Below are 15,059 nucleotides of genomic sequence, written 5' to 3' on the forward strand. Positions count from 1 at the left end.
GGTCAGTCTAGGCAGGTGCGCTCGTCCCCCAAGGAGTCCCCATGCTTGACGTCGACCTCGTGATCCGTGCGCCCAGGGCGCTCATCGACGGGGAGGTCCGGTCGGCCTCGGTCGCCGTGGACGGTGGCGTCGTCGTGGGCATCGGCCCGATGGCGGCGCCATGGAATGCCGCCGACGAGGTGACGCTGGGCGACGACCAGGTGCTGCTGCCCGGCGTCGTCGACACCCACGTGCACGTCAACGAGCCGGGACGCACCGAGTGGGAGGGGTTCGCGTCCGCCACCGCTGCGGCCGCCGCAGGCGGGGTGACGACGATCATCGACATGCCGCTCAACTCCATCCCGCCGACGACGACGGTCGAGGCGCTGGCCCTCAAGCGGGCGGTGGCCGCGCAGAAGGCCCGTGTCGACGTCGGCTTCTGGGGCGGCGCGATCCCGGACTCGCTGGGCGGCCTGCGCCTGCTGCACGACGCAGGAGTCTTCGGTTTCAAGTGCTTCCTCGCGCCGTCCGGCGTGGACGAGTTCCCGCACCTCGGCCCCGCCCAGCTGCGCGTGGCCATGGAGGAGATCGCAGCGTTCGACGGCCGGCTGATCGTGCACGCCGAGGATCCTGGACACCTGCACGACGGCATCGCTCCTGGCAGCGACCCGGTCGCGTTCGCCGCCACGCGCCCCGACTCCGCGGAGGTGAGCGCCATCGAGGCGGTCATCGGCGGCGTCCGCGACACCGGCGTGAGGGCCCACATCCTGCATCTGTCGTCCGCGGCGGCGCTTCCCGAGATCCGGGCCGCGAAGGCGGAGGGCCTGCCCCTGACCGTCGAGACGTGCCCGCACTACCTCACCTTCGACGCCGCCCACATCCCTGCTGGCGGCACCCAGTACAAGTGCTGTCCTCCGATCCGCGACGAGGCGAACCGCGAGGCGCTGTGGGAGGCGCTTGCCGACGGGACGATCGACCTCATCGCCTCCGACCACTCCCCCGCGACCGCCGACCTGAAGCTGGCAGGTCACGGCGACTTCGCGCAGGCGTGGGGCGGTATCGCGGGCCTCGAGGTGAGCCTCAGCGCGGTCTGGACGGGCGCGTCGGCCCGTGGCCACGAGCTCGTGGACGTGATGCGGTGGATGTCCGAGGCGACGGCCGCCTGGGCCGGGCTCGACTCCAAGGGCGGCATCGCGATCGGCAAGGACGCGGACCTCGTGGCCTTCGCGCCGGACGACGAACGCGTCGTGCATGCGACGGACCTGCACCACAAGAACCCCGTGACCGCGTTCGACGGCCACGTGCTGCGGGGCGTGGCACGCGTCACGTGGCTGCGTGGCACGGTGGTGCACGGCCCGGGCGCAATCGAGGGCGCAGCAGGACGGTTGCTCACCCGCCCCTAGCGCCGTGCTCGACGCGCGCGGGTCAGCCCCTCCAGCGCGCAGCAGGTCGCGTGCGCCCACCCCACGCGCTGGCAGTGCAAGAAACCCTGTTGCGATGACCCGTTGAGTCCGCCGCCCCGTGACGACCCTCATGTGCTGCCAGGGCGCAGAGCGGTGGCGCCGGTGGCGCTCCGGATACGCCGAGGGCCCCGCGCAGACGCGCGGGGCCCTCGGTTGCTGATGGACCGAGTCCCTGACAGACCCTGACGACTAGAAGTCCCAGTCGTCGTCCGTGGTCTCCTCGTGCTTGCCGATCACGTAGGACGAGCCGGAGCCCGAGAAGAAGTCGTGGTTCTCGTCGGCGTTCGGCGACAGCGCGGACAGGATGGCCGGATTGACGTCGGTGACGGTGGACGGGAACAGCGCCTCGTAGCCCAGGTTCATGAGGGCCTTGTTGGCGTTGTAGTGCAGGAACTTCTTGACGTCCTCCGTGAGGCCCACTCCGTCATAGAGGTCCTGCGTGTACTGCACCTCGTTGTCGTAGAGGTCGTACAGCAGGTCGAACGTGTACTCCTTGAGCTCGTCGCGACGCTGCTGCGTCACCTGCTCGAGGCCCCGCTGGTACTTGTAGCCGATGTAGTACCCGTGGACGGCCTCGTCACGGATGATGAGGCGGATCATGTCTGCCGTGTTCGTGAGCTTGGCACGGGACGACCAGTACATGGGCAGGTAGAAGCCCGAGTAGAACAGGAACGACTCGAGCAGGGTCGAGGCGACCTTGCGCTTCAGCGGGTCGTCGCCACGGTAGTAGTCCATGACGATCTTCGCCTTGCGCTGCAGGTTCTGGTTCTCGGTGGACCAGCGGAACGCCGCGTCGATCTCGGGCGTCGAGCACAGCGTCGAGAAGATCGACGAATAGCTCTTGGCATGCACCGACTCCATGAACGCGATGTTCGTGTAGACGGCCTCCTCGTGCGGCGTCAGCGCGTCCGGGATCAGCGACACGGCGCCGACGGTGCCCTGGATGGTGTCCAGGAGCGTCAGGCCCGTGAACACGCGCATGGTGAGCGTCTGCTCGTCAGGGGTCAGCGTGTTCCATGACTGGACATCGCCAGAGATCGGCACCTTCTCAGGCAGCCAGAAGTTGCCGGTGAGGCGATTCCACACCTCGACGTCCTTCTCATCGGGGATGCGGTTCCAGTTGATCGCATCCACGTGGCTGACGAGGGTCAGCTTCTCACTCATATCTGTTCCTTCTTACGATTCGTCGTGAGGTCGCGTCACAGCATGCAGCTGACGCAACCCTCGACCTCGGTGCCCTCGAGCGCCATCTGGCGGATGCGGATGTAGTAGATGGTCTTGATGCCCTTGCGCCAGGCGTAGATCTGCGCCTTGTTGATGTCGCGCGTGGTTGCGGTGTCCGGGAAGAAGAGCGTGAGCGACAGACCCTGGTCCACGTGCTGCGTGGCCGCGGCGTACGTGTCGATGATCTTCTCGGGGCCGATCTCGTACGCGTCCTGGAAGTACTCCAGGTTGTCGTTGTCGAGGAACGGCGCCGGGTAGTAGACGCGCCCGAGCTTGCCTTCCTTGCGGATCTCGATCTTGGACGCGATCGGGTGGATCGACGAGGTCGAGTTGTTGATGTAGGAGATCGAGCCGGTGGGAGGGACCGCCTGCAGGTTCTGGTTGAAGATGCCGTGCTCCTGCACGGACGCCTTCAGCTCACGCCAGTCGTCCTGCGTGGGGATGGCGATGCCTGCGTCGGCGAACAGCTCGGCGACGCGCGCCGTGGCCGGCGTCCACTCCTGGTCGGTGTACTTGTCGAAGAACTCGCCGCTCGCGTACTTCGAGTTCTCGAAGCCCTCGAACGCGGTCCCCTGCTCCTTCGCGATCTTGTTGGACGCCGCGATGGCGTGGAACAGCACCGTGTAGAAGTAGATGTTGGTGAAGTCCACACCCTCCTCGGAGCCGTAGTGGATCCGCTCGCGGCCGAGGTAGCCGTGGAGGTTCATCTGACCCAGGCCGATCGCGTGCGCGCGGTCGTTGCCGTACTTGATCGAGGGCACGGAGTCGATCGACGACTGGGTGGACACGGCGGTGAGGCCTCGAACGGCGATCTCCACGGTCTGCGCCAGGTTGCCCCCGTCCATCGCGGTCGCGATGTTCATGGAGCCCAGGTTGCAGGAGATGTCCTTGCCGACGGAGTCGTACGAGAGGTCCTCGTTGAACACCGACGGGGTGTTGACCTGAAGGATCTCCGAGCAGAGGTTGGACATGTTGATGCGGCCCGCGACGGGGTTGGCCTTGTTCACCGTGTCCTCGAACACGATGTACGGGTAGCCCGACTCGAACTGCAGCTCGGCGACGGTCTGGAAGAAGTGGCGCGCCGAGATCTTGGTCTTGCGGATCCGCGGGTCGTCCACCATCTCCTGGTACTTCTCGGTGATCGAGATGTCGCCGAACGGCACACCGTAGACACGCTCCACGTCATACGGGCTGAAGAGGTACATCTCCTCGTTCTTGCGGGCAAGGTCGAAGGTGATGTCCGGCACGACGATGCCGAGCGACAGCGTCTTGATGCGGATCTTCTCGTCGGCGTTCTCGCGCTTGGTGTCGAGGAACTTCATGATGTCGGGGTGGTGGGCCGAGAGGTACACGGCGCCGGCGCCCTGACGCGCACCGAGCTGGTTCGCGTACGTGAAGGAGTCCTCGAGGAGCTTCATCACGGGGATGATCCCGGACGACTGGTTCTCGATGTGCTTGATGGGGGCGCCGGACTCGCGGATGTTGGACAGCGAGAGGGCCACGCCGCCACCGCGCTTGGACAGCTGCAGGGCGGAGTTGATGGAGCGGCCGATCGACTCCATGTTGTCCTCGATGCGGAGCAGGAAGCAGGAGACGAACTCGCCGCGCTGCGCCTTGCCTGCGTTGAGGAAGGTGGGGGTGGCGGGCTGGAAGCGGCCCGCGATGATCTCGTCGACCAGCTTCGTGGCCAGCTCGACGTCGCCGGCGGCGAGCGTGAGGGACACCATGACCACGCGGTCCTCGTAACGCTCCAGGTAGCGCTGGCCGTCGAACGTCTTGAGCGTGTAGGACGTGTAGTACTTGAAGGCGCCCAGGAAGGTCGGGAAGCGGAACTTGTACGAGTACGCGCGGTCCGTGAGCTGCTGGATGAATGCGAAGTCGTACTGGGCGAGCACCTCGGGCTCGTAGTACTTCTTCTCCACGAGGTAGTCCAGGCGCTCCTTGAGCGAGTGGAAGAACACCGTGTTCTGGTTCACGTGCTGGAGGAAGTACTCGCGGGCCGCCTCGCGGTCCTTGTCGAACTGGATCTGCCCCTCGGAGTTGTAGAGGTTCAGCATCGCGTTCAGCGAGTGGTAGTCCATGCCGGTCCGCGGCTTCTCGATCACTGTTGCTTCCACAGGTTTTCCAATCCCTCACGGACGGCGGTGACGTCGTCCGGAGTTCCGAAGAGTTCAAACTTGTACAGGTGCGGTACGTGGCACTTCGCGGCGACGATGTCGCCGGCGATGCAGTAGGCCGTGCCGAAGTTGGTGTTGCCGGCCGTGATCACTCCCCGGATGAGCGAGCGGTTGTGCTCGTCGTTCAGGAACTTGATGACCTGCTTGGGGACGGCTCCCCCTTCGTTGCCGCCGCCGTAGGTCGGCACGACGAGCACGTAGGGCTCGTCCACCTTGAGAGGTTCGTCCTTGGGTCGCAGCGGGATCCGCTCCGCAGGCACCCCGAGCTTCTCGACGAACCGCTTCGTGTTCTCGGACGTCGACGAGAAGTAGACCAGGTTGGCCATGATGGCCGAGGTCAGGAGGCCAGTCGCTCGGCGAGCTGGGCGATCTTGTCGGGCTGGAAGCCGGACCAGTGCTCGTCGCCGGCGATGACGACGGGGGCCTGCAGATAGCCGAGGTCGACGACCGTCTTGTACGCGTCCTCGTCCATGGTGACGTCGAAGATCTCGAACTCGATCTCGGCGCGCTCAAGGGCCTTCTTGGTGGCGGTGCACTGCACGCACTGCGGCTTCGAGTAGACCGAGATCGTCATGAGCGGTTCCTTTCGACGGTGTACCCCCCTCCGGGGTGGCACCACTATATATGGGGCGTTGACGCGTCAACACCCACTAGATGGTGTGTCGCTGAAAATTCTCGCATTGGGGTCTGACATTCCACAGACACGCCCTCGCAGCCCATGCACAGCGCGTCACGGCGACACGCGAGGGACACGCCGACGACACGCCGATGACACGCCGAAGAGCCCGCGACTGTCCCCAACCGGGGCACGCGTATCCACCGCTCATCCCCACGTGATCACCGCGGTACGGCTACCGGTTCGACGCGGCTTCAGCCCGGCATGATCCATGGCCGGGCCGTCGAGCGCGTCAGCAGCGCCGCGTCCCGGCCGGCGCCTCTGGCTCAGCGCTCGCAGACGACCCCGTCGTGATCGCGGTCCGTGTACCACGCGTACTCCGGATCGACACCTTGCACATAAGGCCCGGCGTCATGCGCGATGGCCTCCTTGCAGGTGCCGTAGTCGGGATCGAGCGCCTGCGTCGTCTCCGCAGGCGCAGGCGCGGTAGTCGTCTCCGCAGGCGCAGGCGCCGTCGCCGTCACGGCCGCCCCCGTCACGGCCGCCGCCGTCTCCAGCATCGGGTCGGTCTGCCCACCCAGGTTCGCCGCGGTCGTGGGCTGATCGCCGTAGTCGGGAAGCAGGAGTCCCTGGCAGCCGTCGAGCACCCGGGTCATCGCCTCCTGCTCGGCGGAGGTCACCCAAAGGCCGTACTTGCTCTTCACCGCGACCTGGCGCGCGACGTAGTCGCACCGGAAGTCAGCGACCGGGAGCCACTCGGAGGCGTCGTCGTCGCTCTTCGAGGCATTGGTCGGACCGTCGACCGCCAGCAGGTTCAGCGGATCGTTGGCGAAGGCGACGCGCGTGGCGAAGTCCCACTCCGAGGCGCCTGTCGACCACGCGTTCGACAGCGCGACGACGTGGTCGATCTGCACGGCCGTCGCGTCCGACTTGTCCCAGTCGATGACGCTGCCGGTGTACGGGTCGTCGAGGACACCGTGCATCACGGTGCACACGCCTCGCATCTCGCTGACGTCGAGGTCGCGGGCGAGGATGTCGTTGCGGGTGTCGCAGCCGTTCGCGTCGACGTCGATCCAGCCGTCGCCGAAGTAGTCGCGCCGATAGTCGGAGCTGGAGGACTGTGCCGCCACGGGCAGCGCGAGCGCCGCCTCGAGCGCCGTGCCCTGGCCGGCGTCGGTGACGGCCAGCGTCGGCGACGGCGTGGGCGATGCGCTCGCGGCGGGTGTGGCGGAGCGCGACGGCGGTGCGCTCGTCGCGGCGTCCGCCTGGCCGTCGGGCGATCCGGAGGCTCCCGTCGCCAGGAGGTACAGCGCGAACACCGCCGCCGGCCCGATCACCCACCATCGTGCCCACCAGGCACGTCGACGCCGTGCACCGCTCATCGAACCGACCCCTCAGCCAGGCGGCGCCACCCCGGCGCCGCATGACTCTCACTCTAGAGAACGACTACGACGTCGCCGCGCACGCCCGGCCGACCGACCGACCAGCCGCCCGCGTCGACAATCGTGACCCCTCGCGGGTCCGTCACGCCGCCCACGTCGACAATCGTGACGCAAGCACCTCATCACCGCCCGAAATGTCGAGGAAACCAACAGCGCCTAACGTGGCGACACGTGACCCGTGTCTACCGCGCCCATGTGTTCCACATCGAGGGCTCCCCCGCGCAGACCGCCGTGCCCGACCACCTCGTGTCGCTGCCCGACGGAGCGCTCGTGGTCGACGACGCCGGCCGGATCGCGTGGCTCGGCGACTTCGCCGCCCTGCCGACGCCGTACCGCGACGCGCCGGTCATCCGTGCCGACTACCTGCTGCCAGGCTTCGTGGACGGCCACATCCACTATCCGCAGTCGTACGCGACCGCCGCACACGGTGGCGGCCAGCTGCTGGAGTGGCTCGACCACTGCATCTTCCCCACCGAGGGGCAGTTCGCGGATCCCGACTTCGCGGACCGTGCGGCCCGCTACTTCACGCGTCGCCGGATCGCGGCGGGTACCACCGCCGCGATGGTCTTCGGATCGGCCTTCCCCGTCGCCCAGGACGCCCTGTACCGGGAGACCCTGCGCGCCGGACTGCGCATCGTGTCCGGGCGTGGCGTGCAGACCGTCGGCCCGGCCGCCGCGTCGGCGCTTCTCACGGGCGAGCAGGAGGCGATCGACCTGGTGGCCGACGAGATCGACCGATGGCACGCGGTCGACACGGGCGACCCGCGCACCGCCCGCATCCAGGTGGGCATCGTCCCCCGTTTCTCCCTGTCCGTCACGCGACGCACGCTCGCGGCCATGGGCGAGCTGTACGACGAGGTCCGCGGCAAGGGCGTGTACTTCCACTCGCACCTCAACGAGAACAACCGCAAGGGCGACGGCGAGATCGCGGCCGTGCTCGGCGGATACGGGACGAGCACCTACCTCGACACCTACGACGGCCGGTTCGAGGAGGGCTCCAAGGTGGGCGGCAAGACGCTGCTGGGCCGGCGCTCGACGCTCGCGCACGCCGTGCACTGCCACCCTGTGGAGCTCGCGCGCATGGCAGAGACGGGAACCTCGATCGCGCACTGCCCCACCTCGCAGCTCTTCCTCGGCTCGGGCACGATGCCGTGGCGGTCCACCTTCGCGTCCGGCGTCAACGTGTCGCTGGGCACCGACGTGGGCGCCGGCGACGAGTGGCTGATCTCGCGCGTCGCCGGCGACGCGTACAAGGTGCACATCTCCGAGCCGGGCGAGGACGGCACCGCCATCCACCCTGCCGAGCTCCTCTTCGCGGCGACGCTGGCTGGTGCGAGGGCGCTCGACATGGAGCACGCCTTCGGCAACCTCGACGCGGGCAAGGACGCAGACTTCCTGCTGATCGACAAGGCACTGTGGGAACCGCTCGACGGCATGCTCACCATGGGCATCCGTTCGGACGACGAGGGCCAGGCCACGCTCGAGGAGCTCTTCACCCTGCTCATGGGGCTGCGTCAGCCCGCCATCGCAGGCGTGTACGTCCAGGGACGCAGGGCGATCGCGCCTGAGCTCTGAGACCTGACGCTCGCCTCCGCCCGCCGTGCCGGTGTCATCCCTGCTACGTTGAGCATGGCTCGAGGTGCGGAGGGTCCCCGATGAACGACAGCCAGACAGCCAGGGCAGGGTCAGCTGCGCGGCGGGTGCTCGCGGTCGTCTTCGTGGCTGCCGTGCTCGCGGGGGTGGTCCTGGTCGGGCGGCAGCTCTCGGCGCCGATCACCGCCCCGTCCGTGGTGGGCATGACGGTGAGCGAGGCGGAGGCGACGCTCGCGGAGGCGGGCATCCACATCACGACGGATCCTTCCTATGCGGACGCCGTGGTGGTGGCGCAGCAGCCGATCGCGGGCGACCCCTGGACGGAGTCGGACGGCTTCGTGCTCACCTACACGTCCACCTCCGGCGCGCAGCACATCAGGGATATCGGCGCGGAGGACTGACGGCCGTCACTCGAGCACGCCGCGTCGGCATGCGAGAATTCCCCGCATGCCTGTCGTCTCCGATCGCATCTCCGAGCGCGTCACCGAGGACTTCGGCACGTCCGCACCGCAGGTGCTCAGCGCGCTGGAGAGGCTCGGCGTCGACGTCGATGTCGACCCGGAGCGCGTCCATGCCGCGGTGCTGCTGGTCTCGCGTCGCAGCCGCACGATGCTCGACGACGCGCTCGAGCACGCCGGGTCCGACTGGCGAGACCTGCTGGAACGTGCGGGCCTGGCGGACGACGGTTGGCGGCAGCGCGTGGACGACGAGTTCGGCAGGGCCGTGGCGACCCAGGCTCGGCGCGCCGACCACCTTTAGCCGAGCACCCGCCTGATCGCGGTGGGAGTCTCGTACACGGCACGCTCCGTGACCTTCGCGCCACGGTGCGGTGCGTCGATCATCCTGCCGTCACCGACGTAGATGCCGATGTGGGAGCCGCCGTTGAAGATCAGCAGGTCTCCCGGCTTGGCGTCGTCCATCGAGGCGACGGCCGTGCCGATCCTGCCCTGATCGCGCGCGACACGCGGGATGTCGGTCACGCCAAGGTCCGCGAAGGAGCGCTGGACGAGCCCGGAGCAGTCGAGGCCGCCCTCGGACAGCGACTCTCCGCCCCACACGTAGGGCGTGCCGATGTACCTGCGTGCCGCGTCGACCAGATCCTGGCCGTCGACCCCTGACGAGGTGGGCGCCGCAGCGGTCGCGGTCGACACGCCCGTGAGCGCTGTCAACGTGCTCAGGAAGGTGGCCGACGTGCCCACGCCGCTCGTGAAGTCCACGCCGGACAGGAGGCTGCTGAGGCTGCTCGAAAGGTCGGCGGTCGAGCCTGTGCCGGCTCCGTTCGAGAACAGGCCGACGGCGCTGGCGAGCGCGGACGCGAACTCGGTGTCCGAGGCCGCGGAGCTCTCCGTGGCGGAGCCCGTGGAGGCGGCGGCGCTCGACGACGTGAGCGCCGACAGCTGGGTGACGCGTGCCTGCATCGAGGCGAGGGAGTCGATCGTCACGGGGCACACCTCCGGCAGGGTCCTGGTCGGCCGATCCGTGGCGCGCGAAACGAGCGATCCGTGCTCGCCGGTCTCATCGGCCACCAGGCTGTCTTGCTGAGCCTTTCGGGCCCGGCACATGAAAGTCATGCCTGGACCAGGGGCGACGGCGGACCGCCTGAGACCTGCGGGGCATTACCCCGCCCACGGTCCCGGTGACCCACCGCCCGGAGCGGACTAGCCTGTAAGGCGTGAACGCACCCATCGACTGCACCTCCACGTCCGCGTGGGCCGAGCTCGAGGCCCACAAGTCCACCTTCACCCCCGACCTGCGTGGCTGGTTCGCCGCCGACGCCGGGCGTGTGGAGCGCTTCAGCCTCCCGTTGGCCGACCTCCACGTCGACCTGTCGAAGAATCTCGTGACCGATGAGATCCTCGCCTCGCTCGTGAAGCTCGCCCAGGAGGCCGGCGTGGCCGACCGCTACGCCGCGATGCTCGCAGGCGAGCACATCAACACGACCGAGGACCGCGCGGTGCTCCACACCGCGCTCCGCCGCCCCGCCGGCATGGAGCCGGCGCTGGTGGTCGACGGCCAGGATGTCGACGCCGACGTGCAGGAGGTGCTCGCCTCCATGTCCGCCTTCGCCGAGCGGGTCCGCTCGGGCGAGTGGAAGGGCATCACCGGCAAGACCGTGGAGACCGTCGTCAACATCGGCATCGGTGGCTCGGACCTGGGCCCCGTGATGGTCTACGAGACGCTTGAGCCCTACGCCACCGCCGGCATCTCTGCCCGCTTCGTCTCCAACATCGACCCGACGGACATGGCCCAGAAGGTCAAGGGCCTCGACCCCGAGACGACACTGTTCATCGTCGCGTCGAAGACCTTCACCACGCTCGAGACCCTCACCAACGCCCGACTGGCTCGTGACTGGCTGTGGACCGCGCTCGCAGAGGCCGGCGTGGCCGTCGGCACCGACGAGGAGAAGTCGGCCGCCGTCGCGCACCACTTCGTCGCCGTCTCCACCGCGCTGGACAAGGTCGAGGCCTTCGGAATCGACCCGACGAACGCATTCGGGTTCTGGAACTGGGTCGGCGGCCGCTACTCCGTCGATTCGGCGATCGGCCTCCCGCTCAGCATCGCGCTCGGCCCGGACGTCTTCGGCGATCTGCTCGAGGGCTTCCACGCCGTGGACCGCCACGTGGCCGAGACCCCGCTGGAGAAGAACGTGCCCGTCCTGATGGGCCTGCTCAACATCTGGTACGTGAACTTCCTGGGCGCCCAGTCGCACGCGGTGCTGCCGTACGCGCAGCAGCTGCACCGCTTCCCTGCGTATCTGCAGCAGCTCACCATGGAGTCCAACGGCAAGTCGGTGCGCTGGGACGGCACGCCCGTCTCCACCGAGACCGGCGAGATCTTCTGGGGCGAGCCCGGCACGAACGGCCAGCACGCCTTCTACCAGCTGATCCACCAGGGCACCAAGCTGATCCCGGCCGACTTCATCGCCGTGGTGAACCCGGCCTACCCGCTCGAGGACGGCGGCCAGGACGTGCACGCGCTGTTCCTTGCGAACTACCTCGCGCAGACCAAGGCGCTGGCCTTCGGCAAGACGGCCGAGGAGGTGGAGGCCGAGGGCACCACCGGCGCGCTCGTCGCCGCACGCACCTTCGCGGGCAACAAGCCGACCACGTCGATCTTCGCGCCGTCGCTCACCCCGCAGGTGCTGGGCCAGCTGATCGCCCTGTACGAGCACATCACGTTCACGCAGGGCGTCATCTGGGGCATCAACTCGTTCGACCAGTGGGGTGTGGAGCTGGGCAAGAAGCTCGCGCTCGAGATCGCTCCCGCGATCGAGGGCGACGACGCGGCGCTCGCCTCGCAGGACGCCTCCACGCAGGCGCTCATCGCCTACTACCGGGCCAACCGCAAGTAGCAGATCAGGTTCCCTGCGGCCTCCGCCGGGAACCTGATTGTGGCTCAGCGGGTTCGCGGTCGCCGCTCGTCGGCCGCACCGCGGACGTGAAGAGGGGCCGGTCACCGCACGGTGGCCGGCCCCTCGTGCGTGCGGGAGGTTCAGCGTCGGCGTGCTCGCCGCCCTCCTTCGGCAGCGCCGCGGGTAGGTTCGGGTCGACGGAACAGCCCGTACATCAGGTACGGCTCGCCGAAGGTCGCCGAGTCCTCGCCCTGCGGCTCCATGGGTCGGATCTCGACCTCCTCGAAGTCGGAGAAGATCCAGCGAAGGTCGTCAGCCGCGAAGCCCATGCCCGCCTCGAACCGCCCATCGAGGTACAGCTGCTCGTCCGGAGCCGAGCTCCCCATCTCTCCGCGGACGAAGCATGTGACGGCGAAAAGGCCGCCCGGCGCGAGCACCCTCTCCAGCAGCCGGAGGTAGCCGATGCGACGGTGCGGCGCCAGGTGATGCAGGCACCCGGAGTCATACACGAGGTCGTAGGGGCCTGGAAGCGCCACCGGCGGCAGGCTGAACGCGTCTCCGCACACGAACTGGACGTCGAGGCCCCGGCCGGCGGCGCGCTCGCGGCCCCACGCGACCGCCTCGCCCGACAGGTCGACGGCATCGACCCTGACGCCGTGCGAGGCCAGGTGCAGCGCGTTGCGGCCCGGGCCCGATCCCAGGTCGAGGGCGCGTTGGCCGGGGCGGACCCTCCCGCCGTCGATCAGCGACACGAGCGACTCGTCCGGCTTGTCCGCGAAGAACGGGATCCGCTTGTCGCGGTCGCCGTAGAACGTGTCCCACCAGGCGGCGCCTGCCTCGGAGGACCACCGGTCGGAGTCACGGTCGAACAGGCCGTCCAGAAGAACCAGCAGGTCATCGACGGAGCGGATGTGGCGTGGGGGTTCGGGCGTGTCGTTCACCGGCCCAACCTATACGGACATACCAGCGTATTCAGGGCTCAAGGTCCCTTCTGGGGACGGTCCCACCCGGACGGGTCGCCCGTGATCGGATCGACGCGCGCCACGGGTCTCGGCCGCCCGGCATAGACTCGCCTACCATCTGTAAAGTGATCAGGTGAGCCGCTCCGCGCGCCACCCCTCCCGACGACGTGAAGGACCCTCGTGAACTCCGACCTCAGCCTCGACGACATCCACATGCGCGATCCCTTCATCGTCGAGACCTCCCCTGGCGCCTTCGTCCTGTACGGCACCACGGACGACAACATCTGGGGCGGCCCCGCCACCGGTTTCGACTGCTACACGAGCGACGACCTTCTCACGTGGCGCGGTCCCCATGAGGCCTTCCGCCCGCCGGTCGGGTTCTGGTCCGAGTCCCAGTTCTGGGCGCCTGAGGTGCATCGGCGGCATGACCGCTGGTACATGATCGCCACGTTCCTGCACGCCGGCACCGGGGTCCGCGGCGTCGGCGTCCTCGCGTCGGACTCCCCCACGGGTCCGTTCATCCCCTGGAGCGACGGCCCGGTCACCCCCGCCGACACGCCCAGCATCGACGGCACGCTGTTCGTGGACGACGCCGACCAGGCGTGGCTCGTCTACAGCCGAGGGGCGGAGCTGATCGGCCCGCACGACGGCGACCCCTCCGACGGCGCCATGTACGCACTGCGGCTCGACCGCGATCTGCGACTGCCGATCGGCGAGCCGGCCCTGCTGTTCCACGCGTCCGCCGCACCGTGGAGCAGACCCCTGAGGTTCCACGCGGGCGGCCCGTCCGCGACGGACCTTGGGCTGGCGGAGGACCCTCGGTTCACCGACGGCCCGTTCCTGGTTCGCAGCGCCGACGGCACGCTGATCATGATCTGGTCCAGCTTCAGCGAGCATGGCTACGCCGTCGGACAAGCGCGGTCCTCGTCCGGCGAGATCCTGGGCCCGTGGGCGCAGAGCGACGAGCTCGTGTGGGCTAGCGACGGCGGCCATGGCATGCTGCTGCGAACCCGCGCCGGCGAGGATCTCCTCGTGATCCATTCGCCCAACGACACTCCCGCGGAGCGCCCCATGATGGTCCGCGTCATCATCGCCGACGGGAAGGTGCGGGCCGCGACCGCGCCCCGCGGAGGGAGCGACGGACGGTAGCCGGTCAGCGACCCGCGAGCGCCTCGACCAGCTGCGCGACCGTCGGCGCGCCGCTCAGGCCCTCGGGGGTCCTGTACAGCCGACACGAGAGCCCAGCGACAGCGTCGGCCGCGGGGAACAGGTCCGCACCGTCCACGCGGAACGTGGGAGAACCAGGGAACTCGAGCGTCGCGGCGTGGGCCTCGTCGGTCACGCACACCCTCTCCACCGTGCTGGTGCCGCAGGCGCGCCCCAAGGCGACGATCAGCCGAGACTCGGCCTCGCGCCAGCTGGGGCATCCGTCGAAGTAAAGCAGCTCCACCCGCATGCAGCCATCATGCGCCGTGGGGCGCCACCCTGCACCGCGGTCAGCCCACAGACGTCGCCCTCGTCAGGGCGCCGAGCGCCACCGACACCATGGCAGCGAACGTCCTCTCACGCTCGTCGGCCTCCAGGAACTCGCCCTTGACCACGTGATCGGAGACGGTGCCCACCATGAGCGCCTCGACGCCTTCCGCTGCCGCGACCGCGTAGAGGCCGGCCGCCTCCATCTCCACCGCGAGCGTGCCGTAGGCGGCCAGACGCGGCACCAGGGTCTCGTCGGGCTGGTAGAACGCGTCGGACGTGAGCACGGGGCCGACGCGCAGGGGCGCGCCCGTCTCGTCCGCATGGTCCGCGGCCGCGCGAAGCAGGGTGAACGACGGAGCATGCGAGTAGTGCACACCCGGAAGCCGCTGCGCCGTCATCGCGGAGTCGGTGTGCGCGGACGACGCGGCGACCACGTCGCCGAGCTGCAGGTCCATGTGGATGCCGCCCACCGTGCCGACGCGCACCAGCCGCTTCACGCCATAGTGGCGGATCAGCTCGGTGGTGTAGATCGTCGCGGACGGCATCCCCATGCCTGTCGCCATGACCGACATCGGACGTCCCTGGTAGGTGCCCGTGTAACCGAGGATGCCGCGTACCTCGGTGACGAGCTCGGCGTCGTCGAGGAACGTCTCGGCGATGCGGGTGGCACGGCGAGGGTCGCCCGGAAGCAGGATGTCAGGTGCGAAGGCGCCGTCGGGCGCGGAGATGTGAGGCGTAGGCATGCAGCCGAGCCTAGACGGCTCCGCGTTTCATA

General features: G+C 68.6%; 15 protein-coding genes. 6 read left to right on the forward strand and 9 right to left on the reverse strand.

What is annotated here, in order from left to right:
* Nucleotides 1-41: 41 nt before the first annotated feature.
* A complete protein-coding gene (gene allB, locus RN607_RS10010) occupies nucleotides 42-1,382 on the forward strand; it encodes an allantoinase AllB (RefSeq protein WP_313496802.1) in 1,341 nt (446 codons plus the stop codon).
* Nucleotides 1,383-1,631: 249 nt separating this feature from the next.
* Here allB and nrdF read toward each other — a convergent pair whose 3' ends face one another.
* The 5 genes from nrdF to RN607_RS10035 form a co-directional block, all read right to left on the reverse strand.
* On the reverse strand, nucleotides 1,632-2,606 hold the full coding sequence (nrdF, locus tag RN607_RS10015) for a class 1b ribonucleoside-diphosphate reductase subunit beta (RefSeq protein WP_313542356.1): 975 nt from the start codon (nucleotides 2,604-2,606) through the stop codon (nucleotides 1,632-1,634).
* A gap of 35 nt (nucleotides 2,607-2,641) precedes the next feature.
* Nucleotides 2,642-4,747 (reverse strand): class 1b ribonucleoside-diphosphate reductase subunit alpha, encoded by a 2,106-nt coding sequence (nrdE, locus tag RN607_RS10020; RefSeq protein ID WP_313501725.1) that lies wholly within the window; start codon nucleotides 4,745-4,747, stop codon nucleotides 2,642-2,644.
* A gap of 20 nt (nucleotides 4,748-4,767) precedes the next feature.
* Complete coding sequence (gene nrdI, locus RN607_RS10025) at nucleotides 4,768-5,169, reverse strand: class Ib ribonucleoside-diphosphate reductase assembly flavoprotein NrdI (RefSeq protein ID WP_313496806.1); 402 nt, start codon at nucleotides 5,167-5,169, stop codon at nucleotides 4,768-4,770.
* 11 nt (nucleotides 5,170-5,180) lie between these two features.
* Nucleotides 5,181-5,417: a glutaredoxin-like protein NrdH gene (gene nrdH / locus RN607_RS10030; RefSeq protein ID WP_313496808.1), complete on the reverse strand. Its 237-nt coding sequence runs from the start codon at nucleotides 5,415-5,417 to the stop codon at nucleotides 5,181-5,183.
* A 368-nt stretch (nucleotides 5,418-5,785) separates the two neighbouring features.
* Entirely contained in the window at nucleotides 5,786-6,841 is a 1,056-nt protein-coding gene (locus RN607_RS10035) for a GmrSD restriction endonuclease domain-containing protein (protein ID WP_313542359.1), read from the reverse strand.
* 231 nt (nucleotides 6,842-7,072) lie between these two features.
* Between RN607_RS10035 and RN607_RS10040 the strand changes: the two genes are divergently transcribed.
* The 3 genes from RN607_RS10040 to RN607_RS10050 all read left to right on the forward strand — a co-directional run bounded on the left by RN607_RS10040 (nucleotide 7,073) and on the right by RN607_RS10050 (nucleotide 9,253).
* The gene (locus tag RN607_RS10040; RefSeq protein ID WP_313542361.1) at nucleotides 7,073-8,476 is read left to right on the forward strand and encodes an amidohydrolase family protein; all 1,404 of its coding nucleotides are present in this window, start codon (nucleotides 7,073-7,075) and stop codon (nucleotides 8,474-8,476) included.
* An 80-nt stretch (nucleotides 8,477-8,556) separates the two neighbouring features.
* Nucleotides 8,557-8,895, forward strand: coding sequence for a PASTA domain-containing protein (locus tag RN607_RS10045; protein ID WP_313542363.1), 339 nt, complete (start codon nucleotides 8,557-8,559; stop codon nucleotides 8,893-8,895).
* A gap of 46 nt (nucleotides 8,896-8,941) precedes the next feature.
* A complete protein-coding gene (locus RN607_RS10050) occupies nucleotides 8,942-9,253 on the forward strand; it encodes a hypothetical protein (protein ID WP_313542365.1) in 312 nt (103 codons plus the stop codon).
* Here the strand turns inward: RN607_RS10050 and RN607_RS10055 are convergent.
* Complete coding sequence (locus RN607_RS10055) at nucleotides 9,250-9,936, reverse strand: C40 family peptidase (protein ID WP_313542367.1); 687 nt, start codon at nucleotides 9,934-9,936, stop codon at nucleotides 9,250-9,252. The genes RN607_RS10050 and RN607_RS10055 overlap by 4 nt on opposite strands.
* Before the next feature lie 230 nt (nucleotides 9,937-10,166).
* Between RN607_RS10055 and pgi the strand changes: the two genes are divergently transcribed.
* Nucleotides 10,167-11,846 (forward strand): glucose-6-phosphate isomerase, encoded by a 1,680-nt coding sequence (gene pgi / locus RN607_RS10060; RefSeq protein WP_313542369.1) that lies wholly within the window; start codon nucleotides 10,167-10,169, stop codon nucleotides 11,844-11,846.
* A 140-nt stretch (nucleotides 11,847-11,986) separates the two neighbouring features.
* Here the strand turns inward: pgi and RN607_RS10065 are convergent, their stop codons facing one another.
* Nucleotides 11,987-12,787: a class I SAM-dependent methyltransferase gene (locus tag RN607_RS10065; RefSeq protein ID WP_313542371.1), complete on the reverse strand. Its 801-nt coding sequence runs from the start codon at nucleotides 12,785-12,787 to the stop codon at nucleotides 11,987-11,989.
* Between the two features lie 201 nt (nucleotides 12,788-12,988).
* On the opposite strand from RN607_RS10065, the gene RN607_RS10070 reads away from it, so the two are divergent.
* Complete coding sequence (locus tag RN607_RS10070; RefSeq protein ID WP_313542374.1) at nucleotides 12,989-13,957, forward strand: glycoside hydrolase family 43 protein; 969 nt, start codon at nucleotides 12,989-12,991, stop codon at nucleotides 13,955-13,957.
* Between the two features lie 4 nt (nucleotides 13,958-13,961).
* On the opposite strand, the gene RN607_RS10075 is transcribed toward RN607_RS10070, so the two are convergent.
* Nucleotides 13,962-14,264, reverse strand: a complete 303-nt coding sequence (locus tag RN607_RS10075) for a DF family (seleno)protein (protein ID WP_313542376.1) — start codon at nucleotides 14,262-14,264, stop codon at nucleotides 13,962-13,964.
* Nucleotides 14,265-14,304: 40 nt separating this feature from the next.
* Entirely contained in the window at nucleotides 14,305-15,027 is a 723-nt protein-coding gene (deoD, locus tag RN607_RS10080; protein WP_313496825.1) for a purine-nucleoside phosphorylase, read from the reverse strand.
* Nucleotides 15,028-15,059 lie beyond the last annotated feature (32 nt).

It is taken from the genome of Demequina capsici (assembly GCF_032102965.1).
GTDB classification, from domain to species: Bacteria; Actinomycetota; Actinomycetes; order Actinomycetales; family Demequinaceae; genus Demequina; species Demequina capsici.

What these genes read in the sequence shown, in the direction of transcription:
- allB (WP_313496802.1), top strand. Translation starts at nt 42, where the DNA reads ATGCTTGACGTCGACCTCGTGATCCGTGCGCCCAGGGCGCTCATCGAC.
- nrdF (WP_313542356.1), bottom strand. Translation starts at nt 2,606, where the DNA reads ATGAGTGAGAAGCTGACCCTCGTCAGCCACGTGGATGCGATCAACTGG.
- nrdE (WP_313501725.1), bottom strand. Translation starts at nt 4,747, where the DNA reads ATGGACTACCACTCGCTGAACGCGATGCTGAACCTCTACAACTCCGAG.
- nrdI (WP_313496806.1), bottom strand. Translation starts at nt 5,169, where the DNA reads ATGGCCAACCTGGTCTACTTCTCGTCGACGTCCGAGAACACGAAGCGG.
- nrdH (WP_313496808.1), bottom strand. Translation starts at nt 5,417, where the DNA reads ATGACGATCTCGGTCTACTCGAAGCCGCAGTGCGTGCAGTGCACCGCC.
- RN607_RS10035 (WP_313542359.1), bottom strand. Translation starts at nt 6,841, where the DNA reads ATGAGCGGTGCACGGCGTCGACGTGCCTGGTGGGCACGATGGTGGGTG.
- RN607_RS10045 (WP_313542363.1), top strand. Translation starts at nt 8,557, where the DNA reads ATGAACGACAGCCAGACAGCCAGGGCAGGGTCAGCTGCGCGGCGGGTG.
- RN607_RS10050 (WP_313542365.1), top strand. Translation starts at nt 8,942, where the DNA reads ATGCCTGTCGTCTCCGATCGCATCTCCGAGCGCGTCACCGAGGACTTC.
- RN607_RS10075 (WP_313542376.1), bottom strand. Translation starts at nt 14,264, where the DNA reads ATGCGGGTGGAGCTGCTTTACTTCGACGGATGCCCCAGCTGGCGCGAG.
- deoD (WP_313496825.1), bottom strand. Translation starts at nt 15,027, where the DNA reads ATGCCTACGCCTCACATCTCCGCGCCCGACGGCGCCTTCGCACCTGAC.